This window comes from Pseudomonas sp. KH_046_1 (assembly GCF_057839025.1).
In genome coordinates, this window is the sequence record NZ_CM174481.1 from 4,442,086 (window position 1) to 4,463,971 (window position 21,886).

The following is a 21,886-nucleotide window of genomic DNA, read 5'->3' on the forward strand; positions in this document are numbered from 1 at the left end:
GCTGCACCCCACCGGGCCGCTTGCGGCCCGGTTGTGTTTTCTGCTGGCGACATGTGACAACGCGACAGTCTGTGCCTAACCTGCAAGACAGCCTTTGTGCGTCAGAGGGGTGGCGTCAGGTCGTGGCCAGGATAGTGGCAACGGCTGACCTCGAAGAGTGTCACCCCACCACTACACACCTGTTCATGGATCGAAAATTGCGCCCCCCGCTGATCACCCTGACCATGCCATCCTCGAACCGGGTGGCGTTATGAAGCGATCCCGCCACTGGCCCATCGACCTGCGAGGGTTGATTCTTTTCTTCGTGCTGGTATCGGTCCTGGCGACGCTGTGCAACAGCCTCTACGTCGCTTACCAGGTGCAGCGTCAGTCCCTGATCAATACGACGCTCGAGGCCAACGCAGCCTACGCAGCCAAGGTTGCTTCCAGCATCGGTGAGTTTCTGCACTCGGCGCACAGCCGTTTGAACTACAGCGCCAATACGCTTGGCCGACACTGGAACGATCCCCAGGTGCTGCGCGAAGAAGCCATTCGCCTGCAAGCCCAGGATTCCGACTTCAACTCCATTGCCATTGTGGATGCCGATGCCAGGGTGCTCCAGGCGTACCCGGATACCTTGCAGATCGTGCGCACCAACGTGTCCTCGGAGGGCATCCAGCAGGTACTCAAGGAACGTCGCCCATCGGTCAGCGCGGCTTACGTTTCCACGGCGGGCAATCTGGTGGTGTTCATTTCACAACCGGTTTTCAACCCGTCGGGGGAGTTCCTCGGTGTCGTCGGCGGCTCCGTTTACCTGCTTAAGCAAAGCGCATTTCATACGGTCATCAGCCGTCATTTTCATCATGAAGGGACCTTTGCCTTCGTCGCCGACGGCAATCGGCGGCTGCTGTATCACCCGGACCCGAAGCGGATCGGTGAGGTCCTGGACTGGAGCCTGACAGTGGATGCGGCCTTGCGCGGCGAAAGTGACTCCCTCGAAGGCCCGAACTACAAAGGCACTCCCATGCTTGCCGGTTTTGCCCAGGTGCCGGACGCCAACTGGGCGGTTGTCGTGCAACGACCCAGGGACCGCAGCCTCGCCCCGCTTGGGCAACTCATGCGCAATATGGTGCTGGGCATGATTCCCGCCGGCCTGTTGGGTCTCGGCCTGATTTTGCTGGGTACGTCATTGATCGCCCGCCCGTTGCGTCAGTTGTCGGCGGCCGCCAACCACTTGGCCGCACCGCAAACGGCGGAACAATTGCAGCAAGTCCATGCCTGGTACCGCGATGCGTCAGCCATTCGCCAGGCGATGCTGAGCGGTGTGCAGCTACTCCAGCAAAAGCTCGGCCAGCTCAGCCATGAAGCGCAAAGCGATCCCCTGACCGGCCTGGCCAATCGAAGGGCCATGGGCGGCGTTCTGGATTTGTTGGCAAAAAACGGGCAAGCCTATTCGGTGCTGGCGCTGGATATCGATCACTTCAAAAGGGTCAACGACACCTTCGGACATGACGCCGGTGATGTGGCACTCAAAGAGGTCGCCGACATCATCAAACAGAACTCGCGGGCCGACGACCTCGCCTGCCGCTCCGGTGGCGAAGAGTTTGCGCTGATCCTTCCGGATACGCCGCTGGATACCGCCAGGGCCATTGCCGAACGGATACGCGAGCACATCGCGCAGACCGAGGTGCCGCAGGTTGGAAAGCTCACCATGTCCATCGGCGTGGCTTGCCAGGGCGCGAGCGCCCTGACGCCTGAAAGCGTACTGAAACAGGCCGATGAGCGTCTCTACCTGGCCAAGCAGAGCGGGCGCAACCGGGTGATGGCATCGGTATGAAGCCCTGGAAACCCCGGTTTCAGGAATCAACCTTGCGCTCGTGCGCGTCGGCCCTGAGTTGCTCGGTATCGACACGGACAAAAGTGGAATCCCCGACAGCGGTCAGGACATCCCCGGCGAAGACCTCGCAGATGACCCGACTTTTGCGCCCGACCTCGCCCTCGACTCTAGCGCGCAGTGTCAGGGGGACACCCATCGGGGTGGGCTTGATGTACTTGATGCCCAGGTTACCGGTGACGCAGGTGATGTGGGGCAAGCTGCCCACCTCGCGTTGCTCTGCCCGGTAGTGATAAGCCATCGCCGCCCAGTTGGAGTGGCAATCGACCAGCATCGCGATCAAACCACCGTAAACCAGACCCGGCCAGCCGCAGTACTTGTCATCCGGCACGTGCTGCGCCATGACATGCACCCCGTCTTCATGCCAGAAGCTCTTGATGTGCAGCCCGTGCGGGTTCTGGCTGCCGCAGCCATAACAAACGCCTTCGGGCGCGGCGAGGTCTTGAAGCGAAGTGTCCTGCGTGGTCATACCGTGTCCATCCTTAATACCGGGTGGTTGAAAGCGGACCGGGTCACCCCGGCCCGCAGCGCCTGATCAATATTGGCAGAAGCGAATCCGGTTGCCGAACGGATCGTAGACTTGCAGCTCTTTGCCCCAGCCCTGCTGGACAATATCAGGGCGTCCATACCCGTAGCGCTTGCCCTGCAACTCGTCCCTGAGCAGTTCGATGTTTTGCATGGGCACGAACACCGTCGAGCCCGGGCTGGCATCACCGTGATGCTCGGAAAGGTGCAGTTGCAGGCCGTCGCGACTGATGCCCAGGTACAGCGGCAGATCAGCCTCGAAGCGGTGCTCGAACTCGACGCTGAACCCGAGGAAATCCAGATAGAACTCGCGCGCCTTGGCTTCGTCGAAACTGCGCAAAATCGGGATGGGTCTATCAAAGGTAATGCTTGGCGCTGGCGGGGTATTGGCCTGGGCAAGCATCGCCGACGCGGTGTTCCAGTCCTTGTAGCCCAGTTGCTGCGCGACCAGTTCCAGCGCGGTGGAATGGGTCACCACTTGATTGCGTTCCTCCAGCGAGGCGCGCAACTGTTTGGCCATTTGCTTGGCTTGCTCGATTGAAAACATGGCTGCTCCTGTAGCCGAGATGCCTTGGTGCTCGCATTGCCAAACCTCGACCGTCAAGAGAGGCGATTGGGTTCGTATGAGGAGGAGATGCTTTCACCTTTCCCAGCGGGAGCTAGCGGCGGGCAGCATCGGGCCGAAACCGATAATACATAGCCGCTGCCGAGTTATGAAGTGGGCTTCACATGTGTCGCAAAATCATCCTGTATCGACTGGAACCCGCAGCGAAGGTAAAAGGCAGCGCCCTCGGGTGTGTCCGTGGACAGTCGCACAACGCGAAAATGCCCGGACGCCAAATCCAGAAGCTGCTGCACCAGCGCTTTTCCCACGTTCTGGCCCCTTGATGCACGTGCGACGTACACCCGCCGTAATCTCCCTACGCCCGCTTCGGAAAATGGATCGAATGAAAGACCTCCAACGGCTATCAGCCGCCCGTTGCGAAACACCCCCAAAAAGCACTCACCCTGCTGATCGAATCGATTGGCGCCGCTTTCCCATTCCGCAATCAACCGGGTGAGGAACCTGAAGCCTTCTGCAACGGCCTGCGCTTCCAGCTCGCGGATTTGCGGTGCGAGCCCAGAGATTTTACATATCACCAATTCGTCCATTGACATTGCGTTTTGACTCGATGAGGGCTCGAATATCTTCCATCATCCGATCATGTGGGACATTCGGGCGCGGGTCGTCTACCGAAGCTTGCACCTTGGCGCGGAACCAACGGTCCTGGTTGGCGACCTGCTCTTCGGTCTCAAGCCCTGAAACGTTGGGGGAAAAGTCGGCGCTCATAATGGCCTCCAGAGCCGCTGTCGTCATTGGCAAAGATGAATGTCATTGGCTTAACCGAGCATTGCATCGCGTCAGATCGTAAGTGCTGTACTTCCGAGGGCCAACCGCAAACTTTCGTAGGATTCTTCCTGCCGATTCCGACGATATCAACGCTCTCTGACAAGGCCTGGCAGCAGGTTGAAAACCACTCGATTGCGCCTGTTTAAGCGGACTACAGGTTACTTCGTGAAAGCCACAACGCCTTGCGCCGTTGCCTACAGGTACGCCAGAATCCGCCGGCTTGTGCGCCTTGGGGGGTGTCGGTAACTTGGTTCGGGTCACTGATTGTCAGTGATCGGGTTTAGTAGCCCGCCTCAATTTCTTAAATCGGTTGCACAAGTGTCCGTCAGTCAGGCGTCTGCCTGTATTTGATGGTGGCTGTGCGCATGGCACCTTCGGGTGCGCCGGGTTTGGGAGATTGACCGGTCTACTAACTTGCGCACAGCCGCCACCCATTTCGTTTAGTAGCGAGGCAGGTTGCGGCTTTACTAAAAGGAATATCTCCCTATGTTCAAAGTCACTCCAAATCCGCCGGACTCCGAGCCGGCCTCCCCGTACGAAAGCCCCGACTCAAAACAATTCCACGAAGCCGCCGAACGCGCCTTCGATCCGGGCCCCAACATCATGGCCACCCCGCGCACACCCGGTACCATGTTCATCGTCAACCCCGAACTCAGTACCGAAACCCTGCTGGTGCATGCCTGTGAATCCCTGGCGTCGGCCAATGTCATGGCCAACGATCTGGTGGATCATCTGGAGGGGACGAGCCGCCATGCGCTGCTGGGGATTGCGCAGGTGATCATGCTGGGGGAACTGGCGGTGAATCGGGCGTTGGATCGGCTTGATCCGCCTTAGTAGCCACCGCACTTGTATTGAAGGCAGTGACCTGTGGCGAGGGAGCTTGCTCCCGCTGGGCTGCGAAGCGGCCCCAAAATCGGCTATCGCGGTGACTCAGACATACCGCGTTGGTCGGGTTCACGGCTGCTGCGCAGCCGAGCGGGAGCAAGCTCCCTCGCCACAAAAAGCCCTTTCGCCACAGATTAAGCAGTGCCCACAATAGTGTGTAGGTCAGGCCAGGCTCTCGCTAATCTGCGCCGCCAGTTGCACCAGCATCCCCGGCACTTCCTGGACCATCTCGCCCATGCGCGCAAAGTCGTGGGTCATGCCGGCTTTTACCTCCAGCACCAAAGGTTGCCCCGCCGCGCGCAGTTTCTCGGCCCAGGCGTGGCCTTCATCGAGCAACGGATCGTACTCGGCCAGCCACAGCACCGTCGGCGTCAGCCGTTGCTCGCACTCGGCGTACAGCGGCGAAAAACGCCAGTCGGCACGATCCGCTTCACTGCGTTGGTATTGCTGGTAGAACCACTCCAGCGTGGTGGCTTCCAGCAGGTAGCCTTCGGCGAATCGCTCAAGGGACGGGCGCTTTTTTACCGCGTCGATCACCGGGTACAGCAACACTTGCAGGCGCGGCACAAGCGGCCAGCCCAATGGGTCCCGGGCAATGGCGATACACAGCGACGCCACCAGGCTGCCGCCGACGCTGTCCCCCGCCAGCGCAATGCGCCTCGCGTCCAGCCCCAACGCCTTGGCTCCGGTAATAGCGAGCCAACGGGTGATGTCTTCGGCATCGTTGTAAGCGGTGGGGAAACGGTGTTCCGGCGCCAGGCGATAATCCGCCGACAACACGGCAAACTCCCCCGCCAGCGCCAGACGCCGGCACAGGGTGTCGTGGGAATCGAGGCTGCCCACCACGTAGCCGCCGCCATGGAAGTACAACAACACCGGGCGCGGTTCGCTGCCCGGTTGCGGTTTGGTGTACAGCCGCGCGTTAAGCAAATGCCCGTCCCGCGCCGCAATGCTCACCGCCGTCACCGTCAACGTGCCCGTCGGGGCCGCATCGAGCAATTGCGAAGTCTGTTCGAACTGCTGCCGCGCTTCGCCGGGGCTCAGCTCATGCATCGGTTGGCTTTTGCCGCTGAGGCGGCCGAACTCGGCCAATTCCAGAAAACCTTCGATGTCCGGGTGCAGTGCCATGGGCGGTAGTCTCCAAAAATAAAAAGCTCGCCCAATAAACGAACCGTGAGGACCGTTCATTAGGGCGAGCCTGTTTTTGTCGCGGGCAAGCCCTAGAACTGCGGCACCACCTCCCGACCCAGCGCCGCCACCACGGCGTCCAGGCACTCATCCTGCTGCAGGATATCGAAGTGGCCGGCCGTCACCGTTTGCACCTTGCGCAGCCGTGGTTGCTGGCGCTCCAGGGTCGCGCGTTCGGCCGTCGGGTTACCATCGGCCCACCAGCAATGCAGTTCGGCCTGAGGAATCGGCAAGGTTTCGACCTGCCGCGACAGCGCCTTCAAGCGTGTGCTGACCATGAACGTCTGGGCCAACTCGTCGGCACCAAGCAGTGCATAACCGCTGGCCTGATCGCTTTCGCTGTCGATCACCGCGCGAATGATCCGCGCCACGGCGTCGTGGTCCCCTGCTCTCTCGGCACTCAGTGCCCGGGCGATCACCTCGCCATCCATGCCCAAGGTTGCGCCGAGGAACTCGGCCAGATCCGCGCGCCACTCATCCGGGCTGGCGACGGCATTGGCCTGGGTCGGCACAAAGCTGTCCACCAGACCGATGAATGCCACACGCTGGCCCTGCTGTTCGAACAGGTCACTCACCATCAACGCCAACGCCCCGCCCAGTGACCAGCCCAACACGTGGTACGGGCCCTGGGGTTGCCGGGCGCGGATCGCCTCGACGTAGTCGGCGGCCATCTGCGCAAGCGAGGTGTCGTGCCACTGCCGGTCCAGCAGCATCCGGCATTGCACGCCGTACACCGTGCGCTCGCCCTCCAGGCGCCGGGCCAGTGGCTCGTAGTCGAACACCGTGCCGAAACCGGCGTGCAGGCAGAACAGCGGCGGTTGATCATTCATCACCTGATTGAGCAGCAACAGCGGTTGCGGACTCTGTCGCAGCGGCTGTTCATCGACACCGGACAACCCGGCAATCGTCGGTTTGGCCATCATGTCCCGCAGCTTGAGCTGGAAGCCAGGCTCATTCAGGGCGCGGACTTTCGAGATCACCTTGAGGGTGCGCAGCGAATCACCGCCCAACTCGAAGAAGTTGTCGGTGATGCCGACCTTCTCGATACCCAATACCTGCTGCCAGATTTCCGCCAGCGCCCATTCCAGCGGCGTTCGCGGGGCCACGTAGTCGCGACCGGTGAAGGCCGGGGCCGGCAAGGCCTTGCGGTCGAGCTTGCCGTTGGGGGTCAGCGGGAAGCGCGGCAACACCACGACCTGCGTCGGCACCATGTAGTCGGGCAGGCTCTCGCGCAATGCCGCCTGGCAACGCGGGCCGAGGCCATCGTCTTGCGCCGCCACCACGTAGCCCACCAGTTGCGGCCCCTGGCCGTTGTCCCGCACTACCACCAGCGCATCGTTGACCCCGGCCTGCTCGCGCAAGCGGGCTTCGATTTCGCCGAGTTCGATGCGGAAGCCGCGCACCTTGACCTGATGGTCGATACGCCCGACGTAATCGAACACGCCATCCTCGCGCCGGCGCACCAGGTCGCCGGTGCGGTACAGGCGCCCGCCCTTGCTGCTGAACGGGTCGGCGACGAAGCGTTCGGCAGACTGCCACGGATGGCGATGGTAGCCGCGCGCGACACCCCGTCCGCCGATGTACAGTTCGCCGACCATGCCTACCGGCAACGGGTTGAGGTCCATGTCCAGCACGTGCAGGCTGCGGGCGCCGACGCGTTGGCCAATCGGCGCATACATCGCCTGGCAGTGGCCGTCGGCGGCGATTTTCCACAGCAGCGGCGTGACCACGGTTTCCGTCGGGCCGTAGCCGTTGACCAGGAATTGCGGCTTGAGTGTGTACTTGACCCGTTCGAAGGTGGCGTCCGGCACCGCATCGCCACCGAAGCAATAGATGCGCACCGGCGGTGGATCGCCACCTTGCAATTCGGCGTGCTCGGCCAGTTGCAGCAGGTACGCCGGCGGGAAGCAGGCGACGTTGATGCGCTGGCGGTGCAGCACCGCCAGGGTCTGCTCGGCGGTCCACAGGGTGTTGTCGCGGATCACCAGGGTCGAGCCGCTGATCAGCGCGGTGATCCAGCGTTCATGGGCACCGTCGAAGGCGAACGACATGAAATGCAGCTCGCGATTGTCCGGGTCCATCTCGTACAGCACGGCGATGGCTTGCACGTGCATGCTCAGCGGCCCGTGGGCCACGGCGACGCTTTTCGGCTTGCCGGTGGAGCCCGAGGTGTAGATCAGGTAGGCCAGTTGCTCGGCGTGCACGGAACACGAAGGCAGCGTCACATCGACATCAAGGTTCAGGCGATCTACGGCGACCATCGCCGTGCCCGGATTGAGTTGCGCGCTATCGCGCAGCCGCTCCTGGGTCAGCAGCAGGCGCATGTCGCTGTCGGCCATCATGTAGCGCAGGCGTTCCTGCGGGTATTGCGGGTCCAGCGGCACGTAGGCGGCGCCGCACTTCATCACCGCCAGCAGCGACACCACCAGCTCCAGCGAGCGCTCCATGAACACGCCGATCACGTCTTCGGCCTGCACGCCCTGTTCCAGCAGATGCACCGCCAGGGCATCGGAGCGACGGTCCAGTTCGGCGTAGCTCAAGTGCTCGGCATCGCGCTCGGCATAACTGAGCACCAGCGCCGTGTGTTCCGGTTGCAGTCGCGCTCGCTGACGAATCAGTTCATGCACCGGCGTCTCGTCCCCCTCGGCCACCACCGGCAGCTCGCCGTCCAGCGCCCGGCCTTCGTCCAGGGTCAGCAGGCCCAGCTCACCGACGGCGCGCCCGGCGTCGTCGCACAGGCGCTGCATCAGGCTTTCCATGTGGCTGCGCAGGGCTTCGACGGTCGTCAGATCGAACTGATCGCGCTGGTGCATGTACTCGATGCGCAGCCCCTCGTCGAGGCTGACCATCAGGTCCATGGCGAAGCTGGTCAGGCCGAAATCGGAGACGTCTTCGAAACGCAGGGAGTCGCCGTTCCACTCGCGCAGGGTGCGGTCCACTGGCTGGTTTTCGAACACGATGATGCTGTCGAACAACGACTGCCCGCCCTGCCCGGCCCAGCGCTGGATATCGCTGAGCGGGGTTTGCTGGAAGTCGCGGATGTCGAGGTTGTAGGCCTGGATCTCCCGCAGCCAGTCGCCGACGCTGGTTTCGGTCGGCACGCTGTTGACCACCGGCAAGGTGTTGATGAACAGCCCGAGCATGTTCTCCGAGCCGTTGAGGGTTTCCGGGCGCCCGGACACCGTGGCGCCGAAGGTCACCGTGCGCTGGCCGGTGTAGCGCTGCAACAGCAGCAGCCACGCGGCTTGCACCAGGGTGTTGAGGGTCACTTGCTGTTGCTGGGCAAAGGCCTGCAAACCTGCGGTCTGCCCTGCACTCAGGTGCGTGTAGATCGCGTGATAACCCGCTTGCGGCGCCTTGACCGGCAGTGCGCGGGCCAGGTGGGTGGCGCCTTCGAGATTATTGAGTTTGTCTTTCCAGAACGCTTCGCTGGCCTCGGCGACTTGCTGGCCGAGCCAGTCGATGTAGTCGCGATAGGCCGCCACCGGCTCGTGCTCCTCACCGCTGTAATGGCGCAGCACTTCACCGATCAGGCGCGACACACTCCAGCCATCCATGAGGATGTGGTGATAGGTCCAGATCAGGCGATAGCGGTCGTCTTCCAGGCGCACCAGCAACAGGCGCAACAGCGGCGCACGGTTCAGCGAGAAACCGCGTTCGCGCTCCTCCAGGGCCAGTTGGCGGACGCGTTCAGGCTGATCATCCAGCCCGCGCCAATCCAGTTCGGTCAGCAGCGAAGGCGCATCGCGCAACATCACTTGCAGCGGTTCTTTGTCGCCCTCCCAGAGGAATGCGGTGCGCAGAATCCCGTGACGTCGGGCGGCATCGGCCCAAGCGTCACGGAAGCGCGCGCCATCAACCCCGCGCACGCCCACTTCGATCTGGTTGACGTACAGCCCCGAGTCGCCGTCCTGTACCGAGTGGAACAGCATGCCCTGCTGCATCGGCGACAGCGGATAAACATCCTCGACTTCGTCTGCCGTCAATTCCAGCGCCTGATATTGCGCTTCACTCAGTTCGATCTTCGCTACCGGTTCAACTACAGTCGGCACGGCTTGATCCGCCGTGAGCGGTTGAGCGACCGTCGCCAGTTCGGCAATGGTCGGGTAGCTGAACACGTCCTTGGGGGAAATGCTCAACCCGGCCTTGCGCGCGCGGCTGACGGCCTGGATCGAGACGATGGAATCGCCGCCCAGTTCGAAAAAGTTGTCCTGCATACCGATCTGCGGCACTTCGAACAACGCTTGCCACACTGCTTGCAGCGTTGTTTCCACGGCATTGCGCGGCGCGATGTATTCACGCACTTGCTGATCCGGTTGCGGCAATGCGCGGCGGTCGAGCTTGCCGTTGGGCGTCACCGGCAACTGATCGAGCATCAGCACGTGGCTTGGCTGCATGTGCTCGGGCAGTGCGTTGCGCAGGTGTTGCTTGAGTGGATCGAGGGCGGCATCACCTGTGACGTAAGCCACCAGTTGTTTGGACTTGCCAATGTCGAGGGCGATCACCACGGCCTCGCGCACCGAAGGATACTCCAGCAGGCAGGCTTCGATTTCCCCCAGCTCGATGCGCAAGCCACGGATCTTCACTTGATGGTCGATGCGCCCGACGTATTCGATCACGCCGTCCTCGCGGTAACGCGCCAGGTCGCCGGTGCGGTACAGGCGCTCGCCCTGCTCACCGAAGGGGCTGGCGACAAAGCGCTCGGCGGTCAGGTCCGCACGGTTGTGATAACCGCGGGCCAAGCCGATGCCGCCCAGGTACAGCTCACCGACGCAACCCTGCACTTGCGGTTGCAGGCTGTCGTCGAGGATGTAGGTCACCAGGTTGGCAATCGGATAACCGATCGGCACGCTGAAGCCGCCGTCGTCGACACAGGTCCAGTGGGTCACGTCGATGGCCGCTTCGGTCGGGCCGTACAGGTTGTACAGGCCGACGTTGGGCAGCACGCGGAACAGGCTGTGCTGCAAGTCCGTCGACAAGGCTTCGCCGCTGCACAGGATCTGCCGCAGGCTGGCGCAACGCTCGAAGCCTTCGCCCTGGACAAACGCCTGCAACATCGACGGCACGAAATGCAGGGTGCTGACCTGGTACTGCTCGATCAGGCTGACCAGTTGCGCCGGATCGCGATGGGCACCCGGCTCGGCCACGGCCAGGCGTGCACCGGTCATCAATGGCCAGAAGAACTCCCAGACCGACACGTCGAAACTGAACGGGGTTTTCTGCAAGACGGTGTCGCGTCCGTCCAGTGGGTACGCGCCCTGCATCCATGCCAGACGGTTGTACAAGGCATCGTGACGGTTGGCCGCGCCCTTGGGTTTGCCCGTGGAGCCGGAGGTGTAGATCATGTAGGCCAGCGATTGCAGCTCGACCACGCAGGGCAGGTTTTCTTCGCTCAGGCCTTCGAGCAACGGCGCCATGTCGTCCAGGCAGATCGCGGTGGTGGCGGCTGGAATCGGCAACTGCTGCAGCAAATGCCGCTGGGTCAGCAGCAGGTGTACGCCGCTGTCTTCGAACATATGGTCCAGGCGTTCGCGCGGGTAGTCCGGGTCCAGCGGCACGTAGGCGCCACCGGCCTTCATGATCGCCAGCAGGCCGATCACCAGTTCCAGCGAACGCTCGGCGGCAATGCCAACCAGTACTTCGGCGCCGACGCCCTGGCTGCGCAAGTAGTGTGCCAGCCGGTTGGCCTGTTGGTTGAGTTCGCGATAGCTGAGGGTCTGGCTGGCAAACACCAGGGCCGGGGCCTCCGGGGTTTGCAGCACCAGGGCTTCGAAGCACTGGTAGACCGGGCGCACGTCCGGCCAGGCCTGCGCGGTGCGGTTGAAGCCTTCGACCTGCTGCGCCGTTTGTACAGCATCGAGCAGGCTCAAGCGCCCCAATGGCTGCTGCGGCGCACGGACCATGGCATCGAGCAACGCCAGCAGACGTGTGCTCAAGCCTTCGATGGCCTCGGCGCTGAACAGCGCCGTGTCGTAGTTGAAACGCAGGTCCAGGCATTCACCCAGCTCGGCGGCGATGGCCAAGGGGAAGCTGGTCTGGTCGTGGTTACTGATACCGGAGAACTTCAGCGCGCTGGCGTTACCCTGCTCCAGCGCTTGCGCCACCGGATAGTTTTCGAATACCAGCAGTGTGTCGAACAGCGCCTCGCCAGAATGACCGGCCCAGCGCTGCACATCTGCCAGCGGCGTGTATTCGACTTCGCGCAACCTGAGGTTGAGTGCCTGGACTTCATCGATCCATTGGCTGACGGTGCGCTCGGGGTGCGGCGTGGCGATCACCGGCAAGGTGTTGATGAACAACCCGATCTGCTGCTCGATGCCTTGCAACTCGCTCGGACGCCCCGACACCGTGGCGCCGAACGCCACAGTCTGCTGCCCGGTGTAGCGCTGCAACAGCAACAGCCACGCCGCTTGCAGCAGGGTGTTGGGCGTGACGCGGGCCTGACGGGCGAACCCGCTCAGGCGCTCGGTGGCCGCGCGGTCCAGGCTCAGGTGCAGGGCGCGATGAGCATCGCCCTGCACCGCCACCGGCAAGGCGCCGGCCAGTCGCGTCGGCTCGGTGAACGACTGCAATTGCTCCAGCCAGAACGCTTCGCACGCGGCGCGATCACGGGTGCCCAGCCAGGTCATGTAATCGCGATATCCGCCAACGACTGGCGCCGGTATGACATCGGAGTAGCGTTGCAGCACTTCGCCGAACAACTGCGAGGTACTCCAGCCGTCCAGCAGGATGTGGTGGTTAGTGAAGATCAGGTGATGAGTGTCGCTGGTGGTCTGCACCAGGGTCAGGCGCAGCAATGGCGCCACCGTCAGGTCGAAACCGCGCAAACGGTCGTCCTCCGCCAGGCGATCCAGCGCTTCGGTCACCTTGGTTTGATCGCGCCAGTCGAGCACGGTCAACGGCAGCGTGGCGTCGGCCAGGATCACTTGCAGCGGTCGCGAGCCGTTGCTTTCGCTGAAGAACGCCGCGCGCAGCACTTCATGGCGCTGCAGCGTCTGTTGCCAGGCATCGCGGAACGCCTCGACGTCGAGACCCTGCACATCCACGCGCATCTGCGGCACGTAGGCCCCGGCATCCGGGGCGAACAGGCTGTGGAACAACATGCCTTGCTGCATCGGCGACAGCGGCAGGATGTCTTCGATCCGGCTGGCCGCCAGCGGCAAGGCATCCAGCTGCGCCTGATCGACGCGCACCAGCGGCACGTCGCTCGGGGTCAACCCGCCGACACCGCTGAGGCAATGTTCGATCAGCTGTTGCAGTTCCAAGGCGTAGGCATCGGCCAGACGCTGCACGGTCTGCGGTTTGAACACTTCGCCGCTGAAGGTCCAGCTCAGGCGCAGTTGCCCGGCGTAGACCTGGCCGTTGATGCTCAGGCCACGGTCCAGTTCGGCCGATGCGCCCTGCTCGGCGCCACCGTTTTCCCGGGCCGGGCGCCACGGCGCCTGTTCGTCGAAGCTGGCGTCGAACTGGCCCATGTAGTTGAAGGTGACGTGTGGTGACGGCAGATCCTCAAGGCCGGCGTCGGCCAGATAGCGCAGGATGCCAAAGCCGATGCCTTTGTCAGGCACGGCGCGCAGCTGTTCCTTGACCGCTTTGATGCTGCCGGCCAGATCAGTGGCCGGGGTGAGTTTCACCGGGAAAATCGAGGTGAACCAACCCAAGGTGCGGGTCAGGTCGATGTCGTCGAACAGGTCTTCGCGGCCGTGGCCTTCCAGTTTCACCAGTGTTGAAGTTTGACCGGTCCATTGGCCCAACACCCGCGCCAGCGCCGTCAGCAACAGGTCGTTGACCTGGGTGCGGTACGCCGCCGGAGCGTCTTGCAGCAGTTGCCGGGTCAAGGTGCTGTCGAGCAGCGTTTCCACGCTCACGGCATGCTCGCTGGCCAGGCTGCCTTGGGGATTGTCGGCGGGCAGTTCAACTTGCACGTCGCTGTACTGGTCTTGCCAATAAGTGGCCTGGCTGGCCAATCCGGCACTTTGCGCATGGGATTGCAGGCGGGCGGCCCAGGCCTGATAGGCACTGGTTTTCGATGGCAGACGCAAGGGTTGAGCCTGCTGCGCCTGTTGATAAGCAGTTTGCAAATCTTCCAGCAACAATCGCCAGGACACGCCGTCCACCACCAGGTGATGCACCACCAGCAGCAGGCGTTGGCCTGCTGCGCCCATGTCCACCAGCAAGGCGCGCAACAGCGGGCCGTCCTGCAGGTTCAGGCTGGCTTGCGCGGCGTTGCACAGTTCGAGCAATTCATCGGCATTGACGGCCTGGCGCTGCCACAGCACCTCGGCGCTGTTCCACTGCTCGGCCTGGGCCTGTTGCCAGAAGCCGTCGACCTGACGCAACCGCAGACGCAACGCGTCGTGATGCTCCACCAGCGCGGCCAAAGCCTGTTGCAGGCTGGCGCTGTCCAGCGGCTCGCGAAGTTCCAGCAGCAGCGACTGGTTCCAGTGATGACGGGCCTCGATGTCTTGTTCGAAGAACCAGTGCTGGATCGGCGTCAGCAGCACCTCGCCGCGCACCGGCCCCTGGTCGATGAGCAACCCGGCGCTGCGCACCGCTACCTTCGCCAGGCTCTGCACGGTCTGGTGCTGGAACAGATCCCGCGGGGTGATGCGAATCCCGGCCTGACGCGCGCGGCTGACCACCTGGATCGAGATGATCGAGTCGCCGCCCAGTTCGAAGAAGTTATCGTCGATGCCTACGCGCTCGAGCTTGAGCACGTCTTGCCAGATCGCCGCCAGCTCGGTTTGCAGCGCATCCATCGGTGCCGTGTACGCCTGCTGCGCCAGCGCGGCGTCGGGCTTGGGCAATGCAGCCCGATCGAGTTTGCCGTTGCCAGTCAGCGGCCATTGGTCGAGTTTGATCAGGTGCGCCGGCACCATGTAATCCGGCAAACCGGCCTGCAGATGTTCGCGCAGGGACTGGCGCAAGTCACTGTCGTCGCCGGTCGCGGTGAACCACGCCACCAGTTGCGGGCTGCCATTGACCTCGGGTGCCAGCACCAGCGCTTGTTCGATGGCCGGATGGCTTTGCAGGCGATCCTGGATTTCCCCCAGTTCGATGCGGAAGCCACGGATCTTCACTTGATGGTCGATACGCCCGGCGTACTCGATGCTGCCATCGGCGCAATACCGCGCCAGATCGCCGGTGCGATACAGACGCGCGCCCGATTCGGCGGCGAACAGGTCCGGGACAAACCGCGTGGCGGTCAGGTCGGCACGCTGGTGATAGCCGCGAGCAAGGCCGGCACCGCCGACGTACAACTCACCCACGCAACCCTTGGCCACCGGGTTCAGGCGCGGGTCGAGCACGTACCAGCGCAGATCGCCGATCGGCTCGCCCAGCGGTGAGCTGTTGGCGCCGTCGAGGTCGGCGCGGGACAGCGGTCGATAGGTTACGTGCACCGTGGTTTCGGTGATGCCGTACATGTTGATCAACAACGGCTGCCGGTCGTCGAAGGCGTCGTACCACGGACGCAGGCTGGCCACGTCTAGCGCCTCGCCGCCGAACACCACGTAACGCAGGGCCATGCCTTGCGCGTTGGCGCAGGCGAACGGCATCAACTGGCGGAAGGCCGATGGCGTCTGGTTGAGCACGGTGACGCGCTCGTCGCTGAGCAAGCGGGCGAAGTCTTCCGGGGAGCGGCTGACCGCGTGTGGCACCACCACCAGTTTGCCGCCGTAGAACAACGCGCCAAAGATTTCCCACACGGAAAAGTCGAAGGCATAGGAGTGGAACAGGCTCCACACATCCTGCTCATTGAAACCGAACCAGTGCTCGGTGGCGCTGAACAACCGCGTCAGGTTGCTGTGGGGCAGCAGCGTGCCTTTCGGTTTGCCGGTGGAACCGGAGGTGTAGATGACGTAGGCCAGGTTTTCTGGAGCGGTCAGGTTCGGCAGGTTGTCGGCACTGGCCTCGGACAGCCAGTCGCTGGCGTGATCGAGGCAGATCACTTCAATGTCTTCGTTCAATGGCAAGCGCGGCATCAGCGCGGAATCGGTCAGCAACAGGCGCGTGCCACTGTCGGCGAGCATGTAGGCCAGGCGATCCTGCGGGTATTGCGGGTCCAGCGGCACGTAGGCGCCGCCGGCCTTGAGGATCGCCAGCAGGCTGACGACCATCTCCAGCGAACGCTCCAGGGCGATGCCCACCAACACATCCGGGCCGACGCCGCGCTCGCGCAGGCGACGGGCGATGCGGTTGGCGCGGCGGTTCAGTTCGGCGTAAGTGAGGGTGACGCCATCGCAGGTCACGGCGATGTTGTTCGGGTGCGCGGCGGCCTGGGCCTCGATCAGTTGATGGGCGCACAACAGGTTCGCCTGATCGCTGTTCAACACCGCACTGCGATTCCAGTCGAGCAAGGTCGCCTGCTGTTCGGAGGCGTCGAGCATGCACAGGTCCGCCAGGGCAACCGTGCTGTCAGTGCAAATCGCCTGCAACAGGTTCAGCCAGTGCCGGCCGAGGCGCTCGATGGTCGAGGCGTCGAACAGTTCGGTGGCGTAGACGAACGACGCGTGGATGCCCTCGTCGCCCTCGACGGTGTCGAGCATCAGGTCGAACTTGGTGGTTTTCTCATCCCAGATCAGCGGTTCGACGCTCAGCCCCGGCAGGTCCCAGCGTTGCGGGCCGCCACTGTCGCGCTGGTGGTTGAACATCACCTGGAACAGCGGCGTGTGGCTCAGGCTGCGCTCCACACCCAGGCCATCGACCAGTTGCTCGAACGGCAGGTCCTGATGGGCCTGGGCGCCGAGTGCCGCGGCCTTGATCTCGGCCAGCAATTGCCCAAACGGCTGGTCGGCCCGTGGCTGGCTGCGCAGCACCTGGGTGTTGACGAAGAAGCCCAGCAGGTTTTCCACGTCCTGGCGGGTACGGTTGGCAATCGGCACGCCGACACGGATGTCCTGTTCGCCGCTGTAGCGGTGCAACAGCGTCTGCAACGCCGCCATCAGTAGCATGAACAAGGTGCAGCCTTCGCGGCGGGCGAGCTCACGCAACTGCGCGGTCAATGCGACGGAGATTTCCAGTTCGACGCTGGCGCCCTGCTGGCTCGGGATCGCCGGGCGACGACGGTCGGTCGGCAGGTTCAGTGGCGGGTGTTCGCGGCCCAACTGCTCGCGCCAATAGTCGAGTTGGCGTTCGGCCTCGCCGGCCTCCAGCCACAGGCGCTGCCAGCGGGCGAAGTCGGCGTATTGAATGTCCAGTTCCGGCAGCTGCGGAGCCTGCCCGGCACTCAGTTGCGCATAGAGTTGGGTGAACTCCTGCAACAGAATCGGCAGTGAGCCGCCGTCGGTGACGATGTGGTGGAAGGTCAGCACCAGCACATGTTGCTGCGCATCGAGGCGGATCAAGCGGCAACGCATCAACGGGCCGTGTTGCAGGTCGAACGGCTGCTCGGCGTTCAGGGCGATCTGCCGTTGCAGTTCGACCTCGTCACCAGCGCTGACTTCAACCAGCGGCGCATCCATCTTCGAGTGAATCTTTTGCAGCACTTGCTGCTCATCGAAAAAGAAGGTGGTGCGCAGCACTTCATGACGCTGCACCAGCGCGCTCAGGGTTTGCGCCAGCGCCTCAGGGTTGAGCTCGCCGCTCAGGCGGAAGGCACCGGTCAGGTTGTAGGCCGTGGCCTGGGGCTGCATCTGCCAGAGGAACCACAAGCGCTGCTGCGCGTAGGACGCTGGCAACGTGTCGACGCCGCGGTCCCGGGGCGGGATCGGCAGCAGTTCCAGGGTCAGCCCCTGGGCATGCATCTTCTGTTGCAACGCACGCCGGGCGTCCGCACTCAAGCCGCAGAAACGCTGGGCCAGGGTCATCATTCTGTCCGGTGCAGCACTCATCGCGCGTGTTCCTCATCCACTTCGTCGAACAACGCTTCAAGGGCGTCTACATCGTTTTCTTTGTGTTCACTGTGCTGGCGGAACTGCTCGATCTGCGCCGCCAGTCGTTCCAGGGTGTCACCGTCGAAAAACAGCTTGAGTGGGATCGCCAGGTTCAGTTCTTCCTGAATCCGCGCACGAATGCGCGTGGCCAGCAGCGAGTGCCCGCCGAGTTCGAAGAAGTTGTCGTGCACGCCAACGCGTTCGACGTGCAGCGCTTCGGCCCAGATCGCCGCCAGGCTTTTTTCCAAGTCGTTGCGCGGCGCCACGAAGACGCTGCGGCGCACATCGAGATCGAGCAAGGCCTGGCGATTGAGTTTACCGTTGGGCATCAGCGGGAAACGCTCCAGCACCTGCAAGCGCGCCGGTTGCATATGCTCGGGCAGCGCTTCGGCCAGATGGCTGCGCAACTCGTTGAGGCGGATGTCGGCGGTGTCGGCCGGGGACACCACGAAGCCCAGCAGTTGCGGACCGGTCGGGGTTTCCCGGGCAATCACGACGGCGTCTTCGATGCCCGGCGCGCTGCGCATGACCATCTCGATTTCACCCAATTCAATGCGGAAGCCGCGGATTTTCAGTTGATGGTCGACCCGGCCCAGATACTCCAGCACGCCATCGGCGCGATAACGCGCCAGGTCGCCGGTGCGGTACAGGCGCTGGCCCGCCACCTTCGCGAACAGGTCGGGGACAAAACGCTCGGCCGTCAGCGTGGCCCGTTGCAGATAACCCCGGGCAATGCCGGCACCGCCGACATACAACTCGCCTTCGACGCCCACGGCCACCGGTTGCAGGTCCGGGCCGAGCACGTGGATGCGCATGCCGGTAATCGGCTGGCCGATCGGGATGCTGTCATCGTCCTGGTCAAGCGGCAGTTCCCAGGCCGAACACCATACGGTGCCTTCGGTCGGGCCGTATTCGTTGACCAGCGCCACCCCCGGCAATGCCTCGCGATGTCGCTGTACCAGTGCGTTGCCGCAGGCTTCGCCGGCGACGATCACACAGGCCAGCGCCTGGTGGTCGAGGTGTTCGAGAATCTGCGCGTGGTACGACGGCAGGGTCAGGTAGTGGGAAATCTCTTCGCGCTGGATCAACTCGGCCAGTCGGGCCGGATCCTTGTAGCTGTCTTCATCCGGCAGGCACAGGGTCGCGCCCTGTCCCAGCGCCCAGAAAACCCCGGCCACCGAGCTGTCGAAAGAGAACGACGAGAGCATCAGGAATGCCCGCAGCGGCTGACGATAAAAGGCACTGCGCGCCAGGGTCGAGGCCACGGCGTTGGCATGGCTGATCATCACGCCCTTGGGCTTGCCGGTGGAACCGGAGGTGTAGATGACATAGGCCAGATTGGCGCTGTCGCCCTGTGGTTCAGGCCGGGTTGGCGCGGCGGACCAGACTTCGGCCCCCGGCATCAGGGAAATTGTCCGCTCACTGCGTAATGCATCCGGCAGTGCCTGACAGGCCAGCACATGACGCGCGCCGGTATCGGCGAGCATGAACGCCAGACGTTCGATCGGGTAGTTCGGGTCCAGCGGCAAGTACGCAGCGCCGGCCTTTAGCGTGCCCAACAACGCAATGACCATTTCCAGCGAGCGCTGGCCGTAGACTGCCACGATCTGGTCCGGTGCCACGCCTTGGGTGCGCAGGGTATTGGCCACCTGGTTGGAGCGCGCATCCAGTTCGGCATAGGTCAGGCGCTGGCCGTTGACGCTCACGGCGATGCGTTGCGGATGCAGGCTCGCCTGTTCGCTGAACAGTTCTTGCAGGAAGCGGCACGGCAATGCCTGCTCGCTGGCGTTCGGGTTGAAGTCTTCGATCAATCGGGTCAATTGTGCGTCGTTGACCAGACTCGCCTGAGCCAGGGTCAGCTCGGGCGCCCCCAGCAATTGGTGGCTGAACTCGACAAACTGATCCAGCCATTCGGCCAGCATCGACTCGGGCAGTGCACCGTCTAAACAAGACAACTGCAACTGATCGCCCTGCACCCGCAGGCGCAGGACTTCGGGGTTGCCGTCGTCCACCTCGATAGCGCTTTCAATGGCGGCCTGATAGACGAAGCCGTAACGCAGCGGCGCGGTGCCTTCGGCACTCAATTCGAATTCATTGAGGCAATCGAGCCACGACAGCGACTGTTCGACGCTGGCGGCAAACGCCACCAATGCTTGCGCCAGGGTCTGCTGACCGCGGTGCTCGAAGGCCACCGGCAAACGCCGGGCGAAGCGTCCGAGGGTGGCGATGGTTTGCTCGTTGCGACCTTCCACCTGACAGCCCATCAGTAGCTTTTCCTGGTTGCCGATACGCGCAACGAATGCGGTCCACAGCAACAGCGCCAATTGCTCGGCCTCAACGCCAGCTCCGGCAGCGGCTCGTTGCACGCCAGCCAACCATGGGGCGTCAATCAACGTTGCCTGATGACGAACCAACGTGACATCGACGGTTTTTTCGAACGGCAAGCGATGGGCCACGGCGACCTGCTGTTGCAGATTGCGCCAGAACGCCGCGCCCTGGTGGCCGATGTCTTCTTCGCGCAGTTCTTCCTGCCATGCGCTGTAGTCCAGGTATTGCAGCGCGTCCTCGTCGTCGCCCAGGTTTTCACCGCGCAACAGGCTGCCCAGTTCACTCGCCAGCACCCGCAGCGATGCCTCGTCGAAGCTGCATGCCGGGGCCAGCAGGGTGATGAACTGCTGCCCTGCTCCGTCTTCAACCTGCGCCACCACCAGCGCCTGACTCGAATCTTCAACCATGACTTCACGGCTGCGGCTCAAGGCCTCGGCCACCGAAGGCTGGTTGCCCAGCAGTGTGAGCGGCAAGCCATCGCACAGGCTTTGCACCGGCCACTTCATGCCCGGCAGGCGGCGGTACAGCGTGCGCAGGATTTCATGGCGCTGACCCAGGGTTTCCAGTGCCCCGCGCAACGCCCGGGCGTCCACTGGCCGGGCGACCGGCAACGTCAGCGCGGCGGACAGCGGCCGTGCGCCCAACTCCTGGGCACGCAAATAAAAGGCCTGCTGGGCCGAAGTCTGGAATACGTCTACCGAAGGTTCGAGGGCGGTGGTGTTCATGTCGGGTGTCCTTATTCCTGATCCAGGTCGGCGCTTTTCTGCGCGATGGCCATGGCCGTGAGGATTTTTCTGTAGCCGGTGAATTCGTTGCGCGCATGCACGCTGAGGATGTTGTCGAGCAGCACCACGTCGCCCTTCTCCCAGGCGAACTCGACCATCACCTCGCGGTAGATGCCTTGCAGGTGGCGAATCACATCGTCGGGAATCGGCGAGCCATCGCCGAAGAAGGTGTTTTGCGGCAGGTCCTGCGGGCCGAATTCACGCAGCAGGTTGTCGCGGATGCTGTCCGGCAGGGTCAGTGCGTTGAAGAAGGTGCCGTGGTTGAACCAGATGCGATCGCCGGTCAGTGGATGGCGCACGATGGCCGGGCCGTTCTGCCGGGTGCGCAGGCGGTTGCCCGGCTTCCATTCGGCCTGGATGCCAATTTTCGCGCAGTAGGCCTCGACTTCTGCGCGGTCCTCGCTCTGGAACACGGTCTGCCACGGCAGGCCCATGCCGTCGCCGTAGTTGCGCACGTACTGAATGCGTTTGCGCTGGAATTCCTCGCGCACTGCCGGGTCGATCCGCGCCAGAATCTGGCGGGTATCGCCGAATGGCGTTTCACCGCCGGTGGTCGACGGCGTGTCGCAGTAGAAATACAGGTGACGCGGGAACACCGGCGAATACGAGTGTTCGTTGTGCGGGAAGATTTTCTCCGGCGCCGGGTAGTCGGTGGAGCTGTAGATCTTGAACTGACCGCTGATCTGGGTCCGTGGCGAAGCGCGGAACAGGTACTCCAGGGCACCGCCGGAAATCCCGTCGACGCAGCGGTTGAACTCGCCGATATCGGCCACCTGGAAGCCACGGAACAGGATCACCGCGTGTTCCAGCAGCTTGCTTTCGATCAGCGCGCGATTCTGGGCCGCCCATTCCACCAGGCTCACGCCGGACACGGCCGGACGGCACACCAGCGGCATGCTGAGGCCTTCGAACATCGGCGCAAAACTCACCAGCCGCGTCGGATCGGTGGATAGGCTTTTGCGGGCACTACGGCCCATCCTGGGCATGGACTTGGTCGTTGAAACGGTCATAAACCCCTCCAGAAAATATTGACGGCGGC

Annotated in this window: 10 protein-coding genes; 2 read left to right on the plus strand and 8 right to left on the minus strand. The window is 63.2% G+C overall.

The window, feature by feature from the left end; translation table 11 throughout:
• Positions 1-250: 250 nt before the first annotated feature.
• Entirely contained in the window at positions 251-1,816 is a 1,566-nt protein-coding gene (locus tag AC3IT9_RS20400) for a sensor domain-containing diguanylate cyclase (protein ID WP_489270874.1), read from the plus strand.
• Positions 1,817-1,835: 19 nt separating this feature from the next.
• On the opposite strand, the gene AC3IT9_RS20405 is transcribed toward AC3IT9_RS20400, so the two are convergent.
• From AC3IT9_RS20405 to relB, 4 genes are all read right to left on the minus strand, one after another.
• The gene (locus tag AC3IT9_RS20405; RefSeq protein ID WP_489270875.1) at positions 1,836-2,342 is read right to left on the minus strand and encodes a PaaI family thioesterase; all 507 of its coding nucleotides are present in this window, start codon (positions 2,340-2,342) and stop codon (positions 1,836-1,838) included.
• A gap of 66 nt (positions 2,343-2,408) precedes the next feature.
• Positions 2,409-2,945: a glyoxalase superfamily protein gene (locus AC3IT9_RS20410; protein ID WP_489270876.1), complete on the minus strand. Its 537-nt coding sequence runs from the start codon at positions 2,943-2,945 to the stop codon at positions 2,409-2,411.
• A 164-nt stretch (positions 2,946-3,109) separates the two neighbouring features.
• Positions 3,110-3,556, minus strand: a complete 447-nt coding sequence (locus AC3IT9_RS20415; RefSeq protein ID WP_489270877.1) for a GNAT family N-acetyltransferase — start codon at positions 3,554-3,556, stop codon at positions 3,110-3,112.
• Complete coding sequence (relB, locus tag AC3IT9_RS20420; protein ID WP_489270878.1) at positions 3,528-3,728, minus strand: type II toxin-antitoxin system RelB family antitoxin; 201 nt, start codon at positions 3,726-3,728, stop codon at positions 3,528-3,530. The genes AC3IT9_RS20415 and relB overlap by 29 nt, the downstream gene beginning before the upstream one ends.
• 546 nt (positions 3,729-4,274) lie before the next feature.
• On the opposite strand from relB, the gene AC3IT9_RS20425 reads away from it, so the two are divergent.
• Positions 4,275-4,622, plus strand: a complete 348-nt coding sequence (locus tag AC3IT9_RS20425) for a DUF6124 family protein (RefSeq protein WP_489270879.1) — start codon at positions 4,275-4,277, stop codon at positions 4,620-4,622.
• Positions 4,623-4,835: 213 nt separating this feature from the next.
• On the opposite strand, the gene AC3IT9_RS20430 is transcribed toward AC3IT9_RS20425, so the two are convergent.
• The 4 genes from AC3IT9_RS20430 to AC3IT9_RS20445 form a co-directional block, all read right to left on the minus strand.
• Complete coding sequence (locus AC3IT9_RS20430; protein WP_489270880.1) at positions 4,836-5,801, minus strand: alpha/beta hydrolase; 966 nt, start codon at positions 5,799-5,801, stop codon at positions 4,836-4,838.
• A gap of 92 nt (positions 5,802-5,893) precedes the next feature.
• The gene (locus tag AC3IT9_RS20435) at positions 5,894-17,692 is read right to left on the minus strand and encodes an amino acid adenylation domain-containing protein (RefSeq protein WP_489270881.1); all 11,799 of its coding nucleotides are present in this window, start codon (positions 17,690-17,692) and stop codon (positions 5,894-5,896) included.
• Positions 17,689-20,787: a non-ribosomal peptide synthetase gene (locus AC3IT9_RS20440; RefSeq protein ID WP_489270882.1), complete on the minus strand. Its 3,099-nt coding sequence runs from the start codon at positions 20,785-20,787 to the stop codon at positions 17,689-17,691. The genes AC3IT9_RS20435 and AC3IT9_RS20440 overlap by 4 nt, the downstream gene beginning before the upstream one ends.
• 11 nt (positions 20,788-20,798) lie before the next feature.
• A complete protein-coding gene (locus tag AC3IT9_RS20445) occupies positions 20,799-21,857 on the minus strand; it encodes a TauD/TfdA family dioxygenase (protein ID WP_489270883.1) in 1,059 nt (352 codons plus the stop codon).
• Between the last annotated feature and the right edge of the window lie 29 nt (positions 21,858-21,886).